Origin of the sequence: Maribacter sp. Asnod2-G09 (genome assembly GCF_045063795.1) — a bacterium.
Taxonomy (GTDB): Bacteria; Bacteroidota; Bacteroidia; order Flavobacteriales; family Flavobacteriaceae; genus Maribacter.
On the sequence record NZ_JBEFOA010000005.1, the window covers coordinates 663,372 to 681,278 of the forward strand.

The following is a 17,907-nucleotide window of genomic DNA, read 5'->3' on the forward strand; positions in this document are numbered from 1 at the left end:
GCACTTAAGGTATCATTTTACTAAAAAAGCACTGTTATTATTTCATTTTTATTAGTTTAGCAAATTATGCAAAACAACAACTAAATCAATTTAAATATGGACAGTTCTAACTCAACTTCTAAAGTAAATGCAAATAGGCTCTTTTATGCCAGCTGTTTCGCATTAATTACCACGGCATTCTCTTTTGCCATTGCGGCAGGTATATTGGATCAATTAAAAACTGAATTAGAATTAAGCGCTAGTCAAGCGGGATTAATAACCTCTATGTGGTTTTTAGGTTTCCCAATTGCAATGGTAATCGGTGGCTTAATTTATCATAAAGTAGGTGGCAAAGTAATTATGCAGTTTGCATTTTTTGCACATGCCATTGGTATTTTACTATTAATCTTTTCTGGAAGTTATATTGGACTTCTAGTAGCTAACCTATTAATAGGTCTTGGTAACGGATGTACCGAAGCTGCTTGTAACCCTATGATTGCAGATGCTTATAAAGGCAATAGAATGAGTACGATGCTAAATAGGTTTCACATGTGGTTTCCTGGTGGTATCGCTGTAGGTAGCTTGTTATCTGGTTTCATGACAGATTTCGGTATCATAGGTCAAAACCAAGTATGGTTATTATTAATACCGGCTGTTATTTATGCATTTTTATTTTATGGCCAAACTTGGCCTAAAGCAAAAGTGGAAGAAGCTGCTACCATTAGCGGAAACTTAAAAGGTATGTTCACTCCCCTTTTCTTATTTATAGGAATATGTATGGCACTGACCGCAATTTCTGAATTCGGACCAAACCAATGGGTAGGTCTTATTCTATCTAAAAGTGGTGCTGAACCAACATTAATTTTAGCATTGACCGCTGGGTTAATGGCTGTAGCACGTTTCTTTGGAGGAAGCATGGTAGCCAAATTTAACCAAACGGGAGTTCTATTAGGATCTGCAGTTCTAGCGACTTTAGGCATCTATTTATTTAGCACACAAACAGGAGCTATGGCTTATGTTGCTGCTGTAATATTTGCACTTGGTGTTGCTTACTTCTGGCCAAACATGATTGGTCTAGCTGCAACAAAAACACCAAAAACGGGTGCGTTAGGTATGTCTATCATTGGAGCAATAGGTATGTTCTCTTCTTCTATCTTTCAACCGATCATTGGTGGTTGGATTGATGCTGACAGAGCTGCTGCAGAAGCACAAGGTTTTACTGGTGATGAATTAGAGTTGATTTCAGGTCAAGAAACTTTAGGTACTATGGTTCTATTTCCTGCTATTTTAATAGTTCTATTTACCATTCTATACTTCTGGCTAAAGAATAAAGAAAGTAACGTAGAGGTTGCCGCTGCGTAACCACCACAATTAATATAAAAAAATGCCGAGCAATTCAATTGCTCGGCATTTTTTATTTGATTTAATGTCAGTGTTTACTCTAGAAGCAATTCTAACAATTGTATCGCTGCATCACTAATTTTGGTACCTGGTCCAAATACGGCAGTAGCACCAGCTTCTTTTAGAAAATCATAATCTTGTTTAGGTATTACACCGCCAACAATAACCATAATATCTTCGCGACCATAGCTTTTAAGCTCCTTTACCACCTCTGGCACTAAAGTTTTATGTCCGCCAGCGAGCGATGAAATTCCTAATATGTGCACATCATTTTCTACCGCCTGCTTAGCCGTTTCTTTCGGAGTTTGAAAAAGCGGACCTATATCTACATCAAATCCTAGATCGGCATACCCTGTAGCCACCACTTTTGCTCCACGATCATGACCATCTTGTCCCATTTTGGCAACCATAATACGTGGTCTACGACCATCTTTTTCTGCAAATTGATCTGCTAGCTCTTGAGCCTTTCTAAAACTTGAATCATCTTTTATTTCTCTTGAATACACGCCTGTAAATGAATTTATAATTGCCTTATGTCTGCCAAATGCCTCTTCAAGAGCACTACTTATTTCGCCTAAAGTGGCTCTTTCTCTTGCGGCATCTACTGCTAAAGCTAATAAATTTTCTTGCGACTCACCATCCTCTAGCTTACTTTTAGCCGCCTTGGTCAATGCCTTCAGCTTTTCGTTTACTACATCTGTATTTCTACTTTTCTTTATTTCATCTAATCGCTGCAATTGCTGTCTGCGAACTTCTTTATTATCAACTTCTAAAATTTGAAGTTCATCTTCTTCGGTCAATTGATATTTATTGACGCCCACAATTACATCTTGCTGACTATCTATTCGTGCCTGTTTTCTAGCGGCAGCTTCTTCAATTCTAGTTTTAGGAATACCTGTTTCAATTGCCTTGGTCATACCACCAAGACTCTCAACCTCTTCCATTAGCTCCCAAGCCTTATGCACCAACTCATGCGTAAGTTTCTCTACATAATAACTACCTGCCCATGGGTCTACGGTCTTGGTTATATTCGTTTCTTGTTGAAGATATATCTGAGTTTCCCTAGCAATACGCGCAGAGAAATCTGTAGGCAACGCTATTGCCTCATCTAAAGCATTTGTATGTAGGCTTTGCGTACCGCCAAAAACGGCTGCAGAGGCTTCTATAGTCGTTCTTGCTACATTGTTAAATGGATCTTGCTCCGTAAGGCTCCAACCACTAGTTTGGCAATGCGTTCTTAGCATCAACGATTTTTCGTTCTTCGGATTAAATTCTTTCACCACTTTTGCCCAAAGCATTCTTGCTGCCCGCATTTTAGCAATCTCCATAAAGTGATTCATGCCTATTCCCCAGAAAAAGGAAAGTCGCGGTGCAAAATCATCAATCTGTAATCCAGCTTTTATTCCTGTTCTAATATATTCTAATCCGTCAGAAAGTGTATACGCCAACTCTAAATGTGCCGGAGCTCCAGCTTCGTGCATATGATACCCCGAAATACTAATACTATTAAATTTAGGCATGTATTTACTGGTGTACTCAAATATATCTGCAACTAATTGCATAGATGGTTTCGGCGGGTAGATATAGGTGTTCCGCACCATAAATTCCTTAAGAATGTCATTCTGTATAGTACCCGCTAGCTTATCTAACGAAACACCTTGTTCTTCAGCAGCTACGATATAAAATGCCATTATTGGCAATACCGCACCGTTCATGGTCATAGAAACAGACATTTCGTTTAGGGGAATACCATCAAAGAGTACTTTCATATCTTCAACACTATCTATGGCAACACCTGCTTTACCAACATCGCCTACTACTCTTTCATGATCACTATCATAACCTCTGTGGGTAGGTAAATCAAAGGCGACCGATAATCCCTTCTGACCTGCTTTTAAATTCTTTCTATAAAATTCATTACTTTCCTTAGCAGTTGAAAATCCGGCATATTGCCTAATCGTCCATGGGCGTAAAACATACATGGTCGAATAAGGTCCGCGTAAAAACGGCGGTATACCCGCAGCAAAATTTAAATGCTTGATATCGGCTATATCTTCTTTAGCATATTTCTTTTTTAATGAAATTGTTTCTGCCGTAGTAAATGTTGATTCTTCGGTTTCTAAGGCACTACTCTCCTGATTATTACCTTGAACTCGAGAATCATTCAATTGAATATGTTGTAAGTCTTTTCTACTCATGTGATAAACGGTTTTGCTCTAGTTCTTCTGCCAATCGTTTTTCGATAATCGGAGTAATCAATGTTTTTCGAGGATTCTTTTTTACGAACGGATACAATTCTATTTCCTGCGCCATTTTATCATTCTCATTTTGATACGCATTAGAACCTACCAAAACTGTTTTCTTAGTATTGAATTTCTCTTGTTGCTTTTGAGCACTATCAGCAATTCTATTCTGAATTGTATGATTTTTTAGCTGCTTTAAAAATCCGCCATCCTTTTCAATTGCCTTAAACAAAATCAATGCTTTCTCAGCTAATTGCGCGCTTATGGTTTCAATATAATAACTGCCTTCTGCCGGATTTTCCACTTTATCAAAATAGCTTTCTTCTTTCAATAAAATAAGCTGATTAAAAGCTATACGTTCTGCAAAGTCATTATCTTTTTTATATTCTGAATTATAATTTAAATTAAATACAGCATCAGACCCGCCTAGTACCGCAGACATGCATTCTGTAGTAGTTCTAAGCAAGTTTACATTATAATCATAAATGGTTTTATTTCGTCTAGAAGGTTGTGTAGTAATGTGACATGGAATAGCAATATCATATGCTTGGGCAAGAACGTTCCAAAGATTACGCAACGCTTTTATCTTCGCAATTTCAAAGAAATAATTACCACCTACAGCTACCTTAAAATCTATGCTCTTAAGTTTAGCGAGATTTCCGCGCTCCTGTAAAATATTTAAATATTCATTGGCATGAGATAAGGCATCTGCCAATTGTTGCACCATATCTGCACCAGCATTTTGGTAAAGAGATACATCTACACTCAATAAGTTGTCAATATTAAGTGCTGCCAGATCATTAACTAGATTAATATCTGAAGGCATAGATTCATACCAGTTCCCTAATTTTGCCAAATGACCAATAGGATCAATTTGAAAATGAATTTTTTTGGAATCAGTAACCTTATCTAGCGTTTTAGTAATGTAATCTTTAGACAAAAATTGCATATCAAAATAGACATTGACAGCATTTAAGTCAATATTGTTCAAAAGAGTAGCGCCATCTACTACATCAGTAGGAATAACAAACCGAATAGCTTCAGCTCCTTTTGCTATATATTTCAGTGCCTTTTCATTAGCCATTATGGCATTACCTGAGTAAATTGCCTGACCAATATTCCAAGAAGTAATATGAGAAGAGGTAACTGTTATGTGCTCTAAATCTTCAGCATGGTAAAAAGGCTTTACTTTAATACCTTCTGGAGAATTCCATACCACTTCTTCGTTATAATCTTTCCCCTTTAAATCATATTGAATTTTCTGTTTCCATTCTTTTTCAGAAACGGGATTGAAATTGTCAAATAAGGTCTTACCCTTCATACAAGACGGAGTTTAATTAAAAAACAAGTTTGTTCAATGTGCGTTGAAAAAGAATCAAACACAGTCTTTCAAAGATACGATAAGTAAATTGTGTTCCTGAATGACCCTATTCTATATGTTCTGCATTTAAGTTACGAACATCTTCTGTTTCTATTCTAGATAACTCTTTTAACTCATCTTTTTCGAAAAGGGCTGGAAGTTCTTTTAACGGAGTACCAATAGGTGCTTCCCAATTTATGTAATCTTGAAAACGAATACCATCAATAGTCCTCGGGTTATAAGCACTTCTAAAACGTACACCACCGTCATTTGTGCTATAGCTGTATGCTAGATAATTTATGTAGTTCGATTTTTTATTTACCCAATACATAAAAATATCGTCGTGGTCTTTACCACCACCCTCTTTACCGAAAGTGACCCTTATAACATCATAATCTTCACCCTTAATAACAGTTTCACCAACATTTTCTTTATGTACTGCCTTATCGTTTAGTTTATGTGGCAACGTGGCAAAATAAATAACTGAATTTAAGGCATTACTATGTATTGAAATATCCTTTTCAGAGAGGTCGACTGTTTTGTCATTAATAGTTCTAATAAATGAACCATTTTTAAAATTATCTTCAATTCTATTGCCTAGACTATCTTTAAAATTAACACGATAAGCAGATCCGTCAGCATTATTAAACATGTATAATTTATCTCTAAACACAAATTCATAATTAGCACTATCATAGCGACTACCACCATGTGCTTTAATCGCATTTTTAACTATTGACACTGCACTTTCCTTATCTAATTCTTGGGTAGATTGTTCACTTTGCCCTTCGCTACTGCCACGTTTATCAACATCTTTACAACTAACAAGCGATAAAAAAACAACTCCGAAAACAATACTTAAAAACTTATTCATATTATAAATGATAAAATTAAAAATGGATGATAAATATCTATAAAACACTTATTGATTTTTAATAAATAATAGTCGAATGAGATAGTTATACCTAACGCGCCAAAGTTATTATATAAAAGAATGGCCAAGTAGGTAGATTATCATAATTAATGTTAATAAGAAGCTGATTTTCAAACATAGAAGAAGACTATTTTTAAAAAGAAACCGCACTAACTATCAATACATGTTGATGATTAGTGCGGTTTACTTGTCTTTGCCCATATAATAATGATCAAGACTAAATGAAATAATTGTTATTCTTGATTTACAACAAAAGCATGAATTACCCCTGGCAACCAAGCCAACATAGTCAATAGTATACTAACTAACAATGTTGTACCAATACCATGTTTAAGAAAAACAGCTAATGGTGGTAATAAAATATTTAGAATTATTGTGAGTAAAGACATTTTTTAAATTTTTAGGTTTAGTCAAAAATGCTAGGGTTAAACTGTTTAGCTTAACTCGATTCAATAGTATAATAGCCTAAAAACAATAACTCACCTCTTTATGATTTAATCTTTTCGATCTTCTAATAAGTCTTCAATAATGGCTTTTAATCTATTTAAACCAATTGGTTTAACAATGTAATCAGAAATTGCACTTATTTTCTTTGCCCTTTCTATATCTACAGGATCCAATGAAGAGGATACCATATAAATAGTAATCTTTTTACCTACTCTAGGTTTAATTTTTATGTACTCTTCCATGAACTGAAATCCGTCCATAACCGGCATATCAATATCTAAGAAAATAACATCAGGAAAAACAGAATCTTGATCAAGATTATCAAGCATAAAATCTATTGCCTCTTCACCATCTGAAAATGCCATAATTTCCATAGGCAGTTTCGTTGATTCTAGTGTTTTTACCATTGTAAAACGGTAAATTGAATCATCATCAACAATACATGTTTTTAAAACATTATTCATAGTAATCTTAATTAAAATATTATTGTAAAAGTTGTGCCAATATTGACTTCACTTGTGGCGGTAATAGTACCACCCATAGCTTCAACTTGAGTTTTTGTTAAAAATAAACCAACACCTTTTGCATCTGGATGTCTGTGAAAAACCTTATTAAGTCCAAATAATTTATGACCGTGTCTTTCAAGATCAATACCCAAGCCGTTATCTTTAAATGTAATGATATTTCTACCATTCTTAATCTTAGATTTTACTATTATTTCTGGCTTTCTATTTTTTGCCCTATATTTTATGGCATTCCCAATTAAATTCAGGAAAATGCTATCCATATATATTCTATTATAGGTAATAGTTGACAGTTCTGTAAAATCTCCTTTTATAACAGCACCTGAAGTTAGAATTGAACCACCTAATATTTGCGTCGTATCTTCAAAAATATCATTTAAATCTACACTTTCCAATTCTTCTTTAGCATCACTGATTTTGGTTTTTAATGCCTCTATTAATGTATTCAATGTTAGTGTAAGGCGATCAATTACGGTATCGAATTTACTGAATATATCTAGACGTTCTTCATCATCATCTGAAAGCTTATAAATTTCCATTAACGAGTTTAAATTAGCAACGGGAGCTCTCAAATTATGTGAAGTAATATGCGTAAAATCTGCGAGTTGCTTGTTTTGATACGAAAGCTTTTGCGCAACAATTTCTAATTCTTCTTTAGCCCTTATAAGCTTTAATTCCTCTTCTTTAGATTCGGTAACATCTTGGCAGGTACCAAACATTTCGATCATTTCACCTTGTTCGTTCGCTATAACCTTACCAACCAAATGTATTGTTTTTACAACGCCGTTGCCCGTAATAATTTTATGTGTAAAATTGTAAAATGTCCTATCATTAGCAGACTTTTTAAAATATTCTGCAACTAAGTCCTTATCCTCAGGATGTACAAAACTATAATAGGTGTCAAACTTTAATTCAGTCACGCTCTCTTCAAGCTCAAAAATCGTATATAGATTCTCTGACCACTGTACTCTATCTAAAACAGTATTCCATTGCCAGTGACCAATTAAGCTAAGTCTTTCAGCAAAATTCAGTAGGTCATTCTTCTTTTTCAATTCATTTTTGACATCTTTTATTTTTGAGATATCAGTTACTACTGAGATAAATCCGTCGTTTTTACCCTCACAACTATTAATCGCCGTAATTGAAGTCAAGGTCGAAAACGTAGAACCATCCTTTCGACGAAACGTCCATTGCCGTGTGTCGTTGATATTTTCATTTCGATAATTATACTGAGTATCTGCGACAAAAGAATCACCTCTAAACAAGAGGATAATATCTCTTTTAAATTCCTCTAATTCCTCTTTTACAAGATAAATTTCAGGTTTATTCAAACCTATCATTTCATTGGCAGTGTACCCTAACAATTTTTCGGCACCACTATTAAAGCGATTAATTACACCGTCTGCATTAGTTGTAATTACTGCTATAGCATCTGAGTTGAAAATAGCTTCTAATTCTGCATGAGCAATAGTTAATTTCTGCTCTGAAATCATCGATGAAGTTATATCTTGGGTTATTCCAAGAATTTTTACGGGAATATCATTGGTAAGCTCTACCTTCCCTATAACTTTTACCCATCTATTGTTACCTTTAGCTGTCTTTAGATTTAGATTTAAATTAACGGGAGTACCTATTTCTTGAGCTTCTTTTAGTGACTCTAAAACACGATTACGACTTTCTTCATCTTCAAAGAAATCCAATCCAGAAGCGATTGTCGGCTCGTAATCCAGAGGAACCTCATGAATTTCATACACCATACTACTCCAGGTTACTTTTTCTTGTATAAGATCGATTTCCCACGTACCTATTCGTGCAATTTCGCTGGTATCGCTTAATATGGTATTGAATTTTTTTTCCTTTAACTCTTTCTCTTTCTGTTCTGTAATATCGCCAGTATGCATTAAGAGTCCGCCAATTTCTCCTTCAGTATTATACCATGGTCTTACATCCCAATAAATCCATTGAATGGACCCATCTTTACGATAAAAAGGTGCTTCATCACATATATCTATTGCACCTTGTAAACATTGTTGATGCTTAGCTTTCCAATCATCACCTATTTCTGGGAAAATATCATAATGAGACCTTCCAATTATAGTTTCTTTTTCTAGTTTAAAATCTTGAACCCATTGCTTGGACGCTGCCAAATACACCATGTTAGTATCTAACATAGCTATTGCTGTTGGCGTTTGTTCAATAAATATTTGGTGGTGCTTTTCCAAAAGCTCGGTATTATTAAGGTATTGACTCAATTTTTAAATTTTAACAAGTAATTAAGTTAAAAATAGTAATAAAATACTGATATATAATGAAATGAGAGTATGACGAGTAAAAAAGTAATCTATAAAAATATTGCTGCCATTACTAATTTTGAAAGTCTACGCCATGAGAATTAGTTAAATAATTATTACCGATGTTTAAATTATAAAATGCTTTTAACAAATGACTTAGACATAGGTCATCATATTCGTAAAAAATCAACTTCTTATTTTTAATTATTTAAATAATCGGTGTAATTATTCTAAAAATCACATTTTGTGATATTATTCTTTTTCATACCTTGTAGGAATCCAACCAACCACCATGACCTCACAACAAAAAGATAATTGTCTATTGCTATCAATTATTGCAAATATTTCGTTCTCAAATACAATTAAACTTCATAATAATCTTTTATTATTCCTTTTGTTTATCATTGGAATTTCAAATACCTATTCTCAAGAATTGCCAACAATTAATGGTCAATATGCTGCAATACCATTACAAGAGGTACTTATTGATATTGAAAAACAAACAGATTTTGAGTTCTTTTTCATTGAATCATGGATTAGCGGAGTTATTATTACTAAAACCTTTGACAATGAAAATATCAATAGTGCTTTACAATCAATTTTCGAAAACACTTCATTAAATTTTTATATCGAAAAAACTTCTAATCGAATAGTTCTATTAGAAAATACCATTGTTTATGATGAATTACCAAATAGCTTCTTTGGACTAGAAGAAACAGAGCAAGAAAATGTCGTTATTAAACAAAAAACAAATATTCCACCACCCACTTTTTACAACACCACAAACCAAAATAAACAAGAATATAATATTGCCAAAGTAGGCAAAAGTGATCCTAATAATCTACAAGAAACATACCTTCTTAGCGGCAAGGCTATAAATTCTAAAACTGGAGATCCAATTCAGGATTTGGCAATACGTGTAAAAGGAACCAACCAAATTACCGTAACCGATGTCACTGGGAACTATAAACTAGAATTACCTGCAGGATATAATGAGCTAAGTTTACGTGCCATGGGTATTGCAGCTACAGTCCGCAAAGTAATCATGTTCAATAATGGTAGTTTAGATTTATTGATGGAGGAGGGCCTACAACAATTAGACGAAGTTGTTGTAGAAGCAGATGCATTTAAAAATGTTGAAGAATCTATTACAGGAAGTGAACAAATAGATTCTGAGGAATCTAAAAACATTCCGTTAGTATTAGGAGAACGCGATATTTTATCTGTTGCCAAGGCATTACCAGGTATTTCATCTGCTGGTGAAGGTGCAATGGGCTTAAATGTTCGTGGTGGTAAAACAGACCAAAATTTAGTTTTGTTAGACGATGCTGTTATTTACAATCCACAGCACTTTTTCGGAATCTTTCAAGCGCTGAATCCGTTTACAACAAAAGGTGTAGACATTTATAAAGGAGCTATACCCGTTGAGTTTGGTGGAAGAATATCCTCGGTTTTTGATATAAGAACCAAAAATGGAAATGTTGAAAAATTTTCAGGCGAAGGGTCAATTGGACCTGTTACAGCAAACTTAGCATTAGAAATTCCGCTAGAAAAAGAAAAATCTTCACTTGTAGTTGGTGGTAGAGGTGCTTATGCAGATTGGATTTTAAGATCCTTAGATGACGAAGCTTTAAGTAATAGTAATGCCTCTTTTTTTGACGGTATTCTAAAGTATCACAATAAAATAAATGAGAAAAATGAGGTAAAAGCTACTGCTTATTACAGTAGAGATGCTTTTAGCATTACCTCAGATTCATTATATAATTATGATAATCGTCTTTTTTCTGTTCGCTGGGATCATAGAATAGGTGACAAAACAAATAGTGCGTTAATTGTCGACAATAGTAATTACGGATTCGGAATTGATTTTGACGGAGAAACAAATACAGATTTCAATTTAGATTACAGCATTAACGAAACCGAATTAAAATATAAGCTTCGTACTTCGTTAAACGATAAACACACTTTAGACTACGGTGGTTCTGCCAAGTACTATTCTGTTAATCCGGGGAGTATTGAACCAGACGGAAGTGAATCTGACGTCAATGAAATTTCTATTGATAACGAACAAGCCCTTGAGGCTGCTCTTTTTATTGGAGATGAAATAACCGTTAGTGATAAACTTTCTGTCAATTTAGGAGTAAGATATGCGTTTTTTGCAGCATTGGGTGAAGCTACCCAAAGAACCTATGAAGATGGCATGCCAAAGAACGAGTCTACCGTTCAAGATACATTAGCCTATTCTAGCAATGAAAATATAAAAACCTACGGTGGACCAGAAGCCAGGGTTTCCGCTAGATATTTATTCACGCCTGATTTTTCGGTGAAGGCAAGTCTTAATAATTCGTATCAATTTTTACATACCCTTTCTAACAATACTACGGTTTCACCCATTGATACTTGGAAACTTTCTGATTTAAATATTGACGCTCAAAAAGGATACCAAGCTTCTTTAGGCTTCTATAAAAATTTTAAGGAAAACGAGTACGAATTAAGTATTGAAGGGTATTACAAGAAAATGGAAAATGTGCTAGATTTTAAAACCGGCGCCAATCTCTTCTTAAATGAAAATGTAGAAACACAGATATTACAGGGAGATGGAAAGGCATACGGTGTAGAATTTCTATTGAAAAAGAAAAGTGGTGATCTAAACGGATGGCTGAGCTACACCTACTCTAGATCTTTATACCGTTTTGACAGTGAATTTAGCGAAGAACGAATCAATAACGGAGAATTCTTTCCTTCCAATTTTGACAAGCCCCATGATGTAAGTGTTATTACCAACTATCGTTTTACAAAACGATATAGTATTTCTGCAAACTTTGTGTACCAAACTGGTAGACCTATTACCTACCCTGTGGGTACATTTAGGTTCAATAATGCAGATTTTGTTGCTTTTAGTGATCGAAACGAATTTAGAATACCAGATTTCTACCGTTTAGATTTAGGTCTTAATATTGAAGGAAACCACAAGAAGAACAAACTGGCACATAGTTTTGTTACCATATCGGTTTACAATGTATTGGGTAGAAACAATCCGTATTCAGTGTTTTTTGTTACTGATGACGGTGAAGTTAAGGCATTGCAAAGTTCCATTTTCTCCATTCCTATTCCGTCAATCACCTATAATTTTAAATTCTAGCATTGTACCCGAACTCAATTCACATGAAAAATTTATTTCTTTTACTTATCTCCATTACCCTTCTAGCTTCTTGCATAGATGAGGTTGATTTAGGTATAGATGGTAATGAAGATGTATTGGCTATTTTAATTGTAGAAGCCACATTAACCAACGAGGTAAAACATCATACGGTCACCTTAAGTAGAATGGATACCTTAGTTGACCTCGGTATTGATTCCATCTACAACCCGTACACACCTATTCGTGATATAAACAGAGATTTAGTTCGTTACGAAGCTAATGCAACCGTATCTATAGAAAATGACAATGGTACCACCTATTCTTTCAATGAAGCAAGCCCGGGTGTTTATGAATCGAATATTGAATTTGCTGCAGAAATGGGTAATGCATATCAATTGAATATTCTCACATCAGATGGAAAAAGGTACTCCTCGACCAACATGCGAATTGAAGGTTTAGCAGCTATCTCTAATCTTTATGCGGAAAAAACAACAAGTGAATCTGGAGCACAAGGTATTGGCATATTCGTAGATAATACTGTAGAATCAGGTACCGTTCAAAACTTAAGATACACTTATGATGAAACCTATAAAATTATAGCTCCGAATTGGTCTCCAGAAGCTTTTAAACTCACGAACTACGAACCATGTGCGCTACCGTTGGTCACTTATGATCTAGAAATTATAGAACGAGAAGAAGAGCAACAAGTATGCTATGGAAATAACCTTTCTAATACAATCATACAAGCTCAACAGGGTAACTTAGGTAACAATATTACAAAGTTTATGGTACGCTTTATTGACCAAGAAAACTTTATCATTAGCCACAGATATAGTATTGAAGTTGCACAATTGGTTTCTAACGCGGCATCATTTAGTTTTTATGACCAACTTAATAACTTCAGTCAAACCGGTAATATCTTTTCTCAAATACAACCTGGTTTTTTAGAAGGCAACTTGTCTTCAGACAATGGTTCTCAAGGTACCGTAATCGGTTTTTTTGATGTGGTATCCGTTTCTAAAGAAAGGCTCTTTTTCAATTATACCGATTTTTATCCGAACGAAGAATTACCACCATACCCTTTTAATTGTAGAGAATTGACCGCACCAGAATCTCATGTTTCTTTTTGTTTTAGTGGTCCAAGAGGACCTAATCCTTGTCCGCAATCGGTTATACAGCAAATAGATCTTGATTTAATAAGTTATGTGAAGCCTAATGTTAATGATGTAGACTGTGGCGGACCACACATATTTGTACCAAAAGTTTGTGGAGATTGCACTGTTTTAGGTAGTAATCTAGAACCTAAATTTTGGACTGAATAATTATAATATGTATAAAAAAAGTCTATTTCATTGTCGCAAATTGGTTTTATTAGTTGTTCTAACTTTTGGCGCCTGTGTGGAAGAAATTGAAATTGAGACACTAAATGAAAATGAAACTCAGGCAGCGTTAGTAGTCGAAGCAGTTTTTACCAATGAGGCTATTACCCAAAAAGTCTATTTAAGCAGAAGTTCGATACGATTAGATTTAGAAACAGATACAGTTTACAGTCCGTATATACCTTTAGGTAGTAGACCTTTAGACAGTATTGAAATGGAAGTTGGCGCTACGGTTTCCTTACTAAACGAAAATGGGGAAGTATATTCATTCACTGAAGATGAAGATGGTATTTATCTATCTAATACTCCATTCGCATTAGAAATGGGTACCAACTATACTTTAGAGATCAATACAAATAATGGCACAGGGTATATATCTGACCCCATAACCGTATTAGGTACTTCTGCGATAACTAATTTATATGCCGAAAAAGCTGAAAATGATAATGGAGAGGAAGGTATAGCCATATATGCAGACAGTGAACCTATATCGGGTAATGCAGAGTATTTTAAATATACCTATGATGAAACCTATAAAATTGTTGCTCCCTATTGGCAAAATTTCGAGTTTGAACTAACAGATTACGATGGTATTGATGATACCGCAGATTATAGCTTAGAAGTGGTAGAAAAAACAGTTGAAGACCGCATCTGCTACAATACCGTTTCATCCAACACTATAGATTTACTCAGTACGGCAGGCATTACCCAAGACAATGTTTCTAAACATAGTGTACGGTTTATCACGAAAGATAATTTCATAATCGCACAACGATATAGCATTTTAGTACAGCAGCAAGTACAATCTGCAAATGCACATTCTTTTTTTGAAACCCTACAAGCATTTTCTCAATCGGACAATGTGTTTTCTCAAGTACAGCCAGGAGCCATTTACGCAAACGTACATCGTAAAGATGGCAGTTTTGAAAATGTGTATGGTTATGTAGAAGCTGTTGGGGTTACAGAACAGCGTATCTTTTTAAATTACGAAGATTTCTTTCCTGAAGAAACTCCACCATACGCCTTTAATTGCGGATTTGAGACTGCTAAATTGTTTAATAGTCCCTTTGACCCCTGTCCCCAAGGATTACTAGAAAGAATTGATATAGGAACGGTAACTTACTATTCCGATTATATAGAAAACCTGGTACCCAATGCAAACCCTATTTGCGTGGGTCCATTTATTTTTGTGCCTACAATTTGTGGAGACTGTACAGTTTTAGGTAGTAATATTAAACCAGATTTTTGGGTAGATTAAATAGCACTTATGAAGACAACACAAATACTTACCGCAATAATCATTTTAATAGCTAATCTTTGTCATGCCCAATATGTAATCAAAGATGGTAGCGACCTATTAAACCTAAAAAAAGTGCCCCAAGAAAAGGCATATGTGGATCATAACGGACCATTAGTACTTTCTGGCGAATATCTTTATTATTCAATTCACTGCTTTAATGCACAAACCAATAACCCTACTAACATTAGTAAAATTGCGTATGTAGCTCTCGTTAACGAAGCAAGGGACTTTATTTTTGAACATAAAGTGAAGTTGAGCAAAGGGCATGGCTATGGTGATTTCTTTGTATCTACAGAGATACCATCTGGTAGGTACAAACTTTTAGGTTATACCCAATGGATGAAAAACTCAGGTTTATCTCAAATTTTTAAAGATGATATTGTTATCATTAACCCGTATTTGGTAGACCAATCTACCCTTCTAGAGAATAAAACCGATGCGCTAACGTCAATTTCAACTGATGCTATTTCGGTTTCAGACTCATCAGCAATTACAATCAGAACTAACAAATCTACATACCAACCTCGAGAGAAAGTAGACCTGAACATCAAAAATTATAAAGGAGCTTTAGGACATGGTTTCTATAGTATTAAAGTGAAAAGAAAGGAAGAGATCGCTATTCCACCTTCCCTTAATTCCGTTACCTATGGTAATACATATTTCAATACCGATAAAGAAATTAAACAGACCATTGGCGATAGCATATTTTTACCAGAACAGCGTGGAGAACTTGTTTACGGAACCATAAAAAATAGTGAGACAGGGTTACCCGCTGAGAACCTTCCCGTAGTTATTTCTATTCCTGGAAAAGAATCATTATTGAAGTTTTCTAAAACCGACCAAAATGGAAATTTCTATTCTTACATACGCAAAGACCGTAAAAATCCAATGGCGGTAATACAGGTTGAAGACCAAAGCGAAACATATACTGTTGAATTAGGAACACCGAGCCATATTGATTTAACCGACCTATCATTTGCAAATTTCATTTTATCAAAAGAGCAGGCAGAATATATAAAAAACAGAAGCGTATTAAACCAAATAGAAAATCAGTTCTATAGCGCCAAGCCAGATTCTATTTTACAAAGTAACCCTATTGATATATTTAATGGTGGTATACCAGAAGTTATCGCTCTTGATGAATACACACGTTTTCCAACCCTTGAAGAAACTTTGGTTGAAGTGGTACAATTCGCTGGATTTAGAAAAGCGAATACTAGTGATACGTATATTAGAATTGGACAGGATTTTAAATCTTATGATGAAGAATATAACGACTTCCCAGCCATTGTTTTAATAGACGGTGTATTCATACCTCATCATGAACAAATAAGAACATTTGATGCCCGTAGAATTGAAAAAATAAGTTTAACCAGAGACCAATTTCGTTTAGGTCAAAAAGAATATCAAGGCATCATTTCTATAGAAACTTTCGATGCAGATTTTCTTGACACCTATACTGCAGATAATAGCCTAATAGTTCCGTTTACTCAACCCGTAGCCAAAAAGAACTATTTTGTACAAACCTATAAAACTGGGGATACTTCGTTTAACAGAATCCCAGACTACAGAAGAATGCTATATTGGAATCCAAATTTAAATATACAAGACAGCTCTTATAATTTTGAATTTTTTACTTCAGACTTAGAAGGAACTTATGAGATTATTTTAAACGGATTTACCACCTACGGAAAACCTATACATGTTATTAAGGAAATTAATGTGAGTAGCGTTGACCTAAATTAATAAGGTAAATTTACGTTCTATAATTATCTTCACTTCAACAAACTAGCAAAATTGTACGATGCATTTACAAGATTTTCGCTGCTATTTTCCGTAGCTTCTTTTAAAGTAGAAATGCCTCTTACAATGGAAGAAACATAGGCTAGTCCGAATTTCTTTTGCTGTGCTACGCTTATACTTACCGACCCACACAAGGCTGCAACAGGTATATTTTTAGAGGATGCCGAAGTAACAACACCGTCAATAGTTTTACCAGAAAGGGTTTGTTCATCTAGCTGACCTTCGCCGGTTATAATCCAATCTGCCCCTTTGATAGCGTTATCAAAATCTGCTAGTTCTTTTATTAAATTATTACCTGAAATTAATTCGCCGTTCAGAAAAACAAGGGCTCCACCACCAACACCGCCAGCTGCACCAGCGCCACTAACTTTCTGTAAATCGATTTTATAACGATTTTTTATAATTTCTGCAAAATTGCATAAACCTTGATTCAGATAGATTATCTCATTTTCAGAGGCACCTTTCTGTGCCCCATAAATATAGGCGGCACCTTGTAAACCATAAAACGGATTGGTAACATCGCAGGCAACCTTAACAGTTATATTATCAAGGCGATTATGCTTATTGGAATCGTCGATTGTTTTCACCTTAGAAAGGTTCTTACCAATAGGAGATAGTTCTTGTCCCTTATCATCTAAAAAACGATACCCCAATGCATTTACCATACCCATACCACCATCATTTGTGGCACTACCACCGATACCCAAAATTATTTCTGTAGCTCCTTTTTCAAGTGCATCATAAATTAATTCACCAGTACCAGATGTTGTGGTTTCCATACAATTGAATTCATCAACATTCAGCAGTTTTAATCCTGATGCCTCAGCCATTTCTATATAGGCTATTTTGGTTTCATCAGAATATAAATAAGAAGCATTAATAGGTCTAAAAAGGGGGTCGTTTACGGTTATGGTAACCGTTTCTCCTTTTATATAATGCTTAGCAACTTCCATGGTACCATCGCCACCATCTGCCAAAGGTCTTTTTATAATTTCGGCATCTTTAAAAACCATCTTTATACCCTCTTCTACGGCATCGCAAAATTCGAATCCGGTTAAGGAGCCTTTAAACTTGTCGGGAGCTATTACGAATTTCATCGGCATA

At 34.8% G+C, this 17,907-nt stretch carries 12 protein-coding genes; 5 read left to right on the top strand and 7 right to left on the bottom strand.

What is annotated here, in order from left to right:
• Window positions 1-96: 96 nt before the first annotated feature.
• Window positions 97-1,341 (top strand): MFS transporter, encoded by a 1,245-nt coding sequence (locus ACJJVT_RS14900; protein WP_405399749.1) that lies wholly within the window; start codon window positions 97-99, stop codon window positions 1,339-1,341.
• Window positions 1,342-1,415: 74 nt separating this feature from the next.
• Here the strand turns inward: ACJJVT_RS14900 and scpA are convergent, their stop codons facing one another.
• From scpA to ACJJVT_RS14930, 6 genes are all read right to left on the bottom strand, one after another.
• Window positions 1,416-3,578: a methylmalonyl-CoA mutase gene (gene scpA / locus ACJJVT_RS14905; protein WP_405399750.1), complete on the bottom strand. Its 2,163-nt coding sequence runs from the start codon at window positions 3,576-3,578 to the stop codon at window positions 1,416-1,418.
• Window positions 3,571-4,944 carry a methylmalonyl-CoA mutase subunit beta gene (locus ACJJVT_RS14910; protein WP_405399752.1) on the bottom strand — a complete coding sequence of 458 codons (1,374 nt, stop codon included), beginning with the start codon at window positions 4,942-4,944 and terminating at the stop codon, window positions 3,571-3,573. Before ACJJVT_RS14910 ends, scpA begins: the two co-directional genes overlap by 8 nt.
• A gap of 106 nt (window positions 4,945-5,050) precedes the next feature.
• Window positions 5,051-5,857 (bottom strand): DUF6503 family protein, encoded by an 807-nt coding sequence (locus ACJJVT_RS14915; RefSeq protein WP_405399754.1) that lies wholly within the window; start codon window positions 5,855-5,857, stop codon window positions 5,051-5,053.
• A gap of 293 nt (window positions 5,858-6,150) precedes the next feature.
• Complete coding sequence (locus tag ACJJVT_RS14920; protein ID WP_073241915.1) at window positions 6,151-6,306, bottom strand: YqaE/Pmp3 family membrane protein; 156 nt, start codon at window positions 6,304-6,306, stop codon at window positions 6,151-6,153.
• A gap of 105 nt (window positions 6,307-6,411) precedes the next feature.
• A complete protein-coding gene (locus tag ACJJVT_RS14925; RefSeq protein WP_073241913.1) occupies window positions 6,412-6,828 on the bottom strand; it encodes a response regulator in 417 nt (138 codons plus the stop codon).
• A gap of 11 nt (window positions 6,829-6,839) precedes the next feature.
• Window positions 6,840-9,140, bottom strand: coding sequence for a PAS domain S-box protein (locus ACJJVT_RS14930; protein ID WP_405399755.1), 2,301 nt, complete (start codon window positions 9,138-9,140; stop codon window positions 6,840-6,842).
• 331 nt (window positions 9,141-9,471) lie between these two features.
• Here ACJJVT_RS14930 and ACJJVT_RS14935 point away from each other — a divergent pair, with 331 nt between their 5' ends.
• Genes ACJJVT_RS14935 through ACJJVT_RS14950 form a run of 4 tightly spaced genes read left to right on the top strand, consistent with a single transcriptional unit; the run spans window position 9,472 to window position 16,746 of the window.
• Window positions 9,472-12,321: a TonB-dependent receptor domain-containing protein gene (locus ACJJVT_RS14935; RefSeq protein WP_405399757.1), complete on the top strand. Its 2,850-nt coding sequence runs from the start codon at window positions 9,472-9,474 to the stop codon at window positions 12,319-12,321.
• 23 nt (window positions 12,322-12,344) lie between these two features.
• Window positions 12,345-13,643: a DUF4249 domain-containing protein gene (locus ACJJVT_RS14940; protein ID WP_405399758.1), complete on the top strand. Its 1,299-nt coding sequence runs from the start codon at window positions 12,345-12,347 to the stop codon at window positions 13,641-13,643.
• 7 nt (window positions 13,644-13,650) lie between these two features.
• The gene (locus ACJJVT_RS14945; RefSeq protein WP_405399760.1) at window positions 13,651-14,958 is read left to right on the top strand and encodes a DUF4249 domain-containing protein; all 1,308 of its coding nucleotides are present in this window, start codon (window positions 13,651-13,653) and stop codon (window positions 14,956-14,958) included.
• 9 nt (window positions 14,959-14,967) lie between these two features.
• On the top strand, window positions 14,968-16,746 hold the full coding sequence (locus tag ACJJVT_RS14950) for a hypothetical protein (protein ID WP_405399761.1): 1,779 nt from the start codon (window positions 14,968-14,970) through the stop codon (window positions 16,744-16,746).
• Window positions 16,747-16,775: 29 nt separating this feature from the next.
• Here ACJJVT_RS14950 and ACJJVT_RS14955 read toward each other — a convergent pair whose 3' ends face one another.
• Window positions 16,776-17,900 (bottom strand): glycerate kinase, encoded by a 1,125-nt coding sequence (locus ACJJVT_RS14955; RefSeq protein WP_405399762.1) that lies wholly within the window; start codon window positions 17,898-17,900, stop codon window positions 16,776-16,778.
• Window positions 17,901-17,907 lie beyond the last annotated feature (7 nt).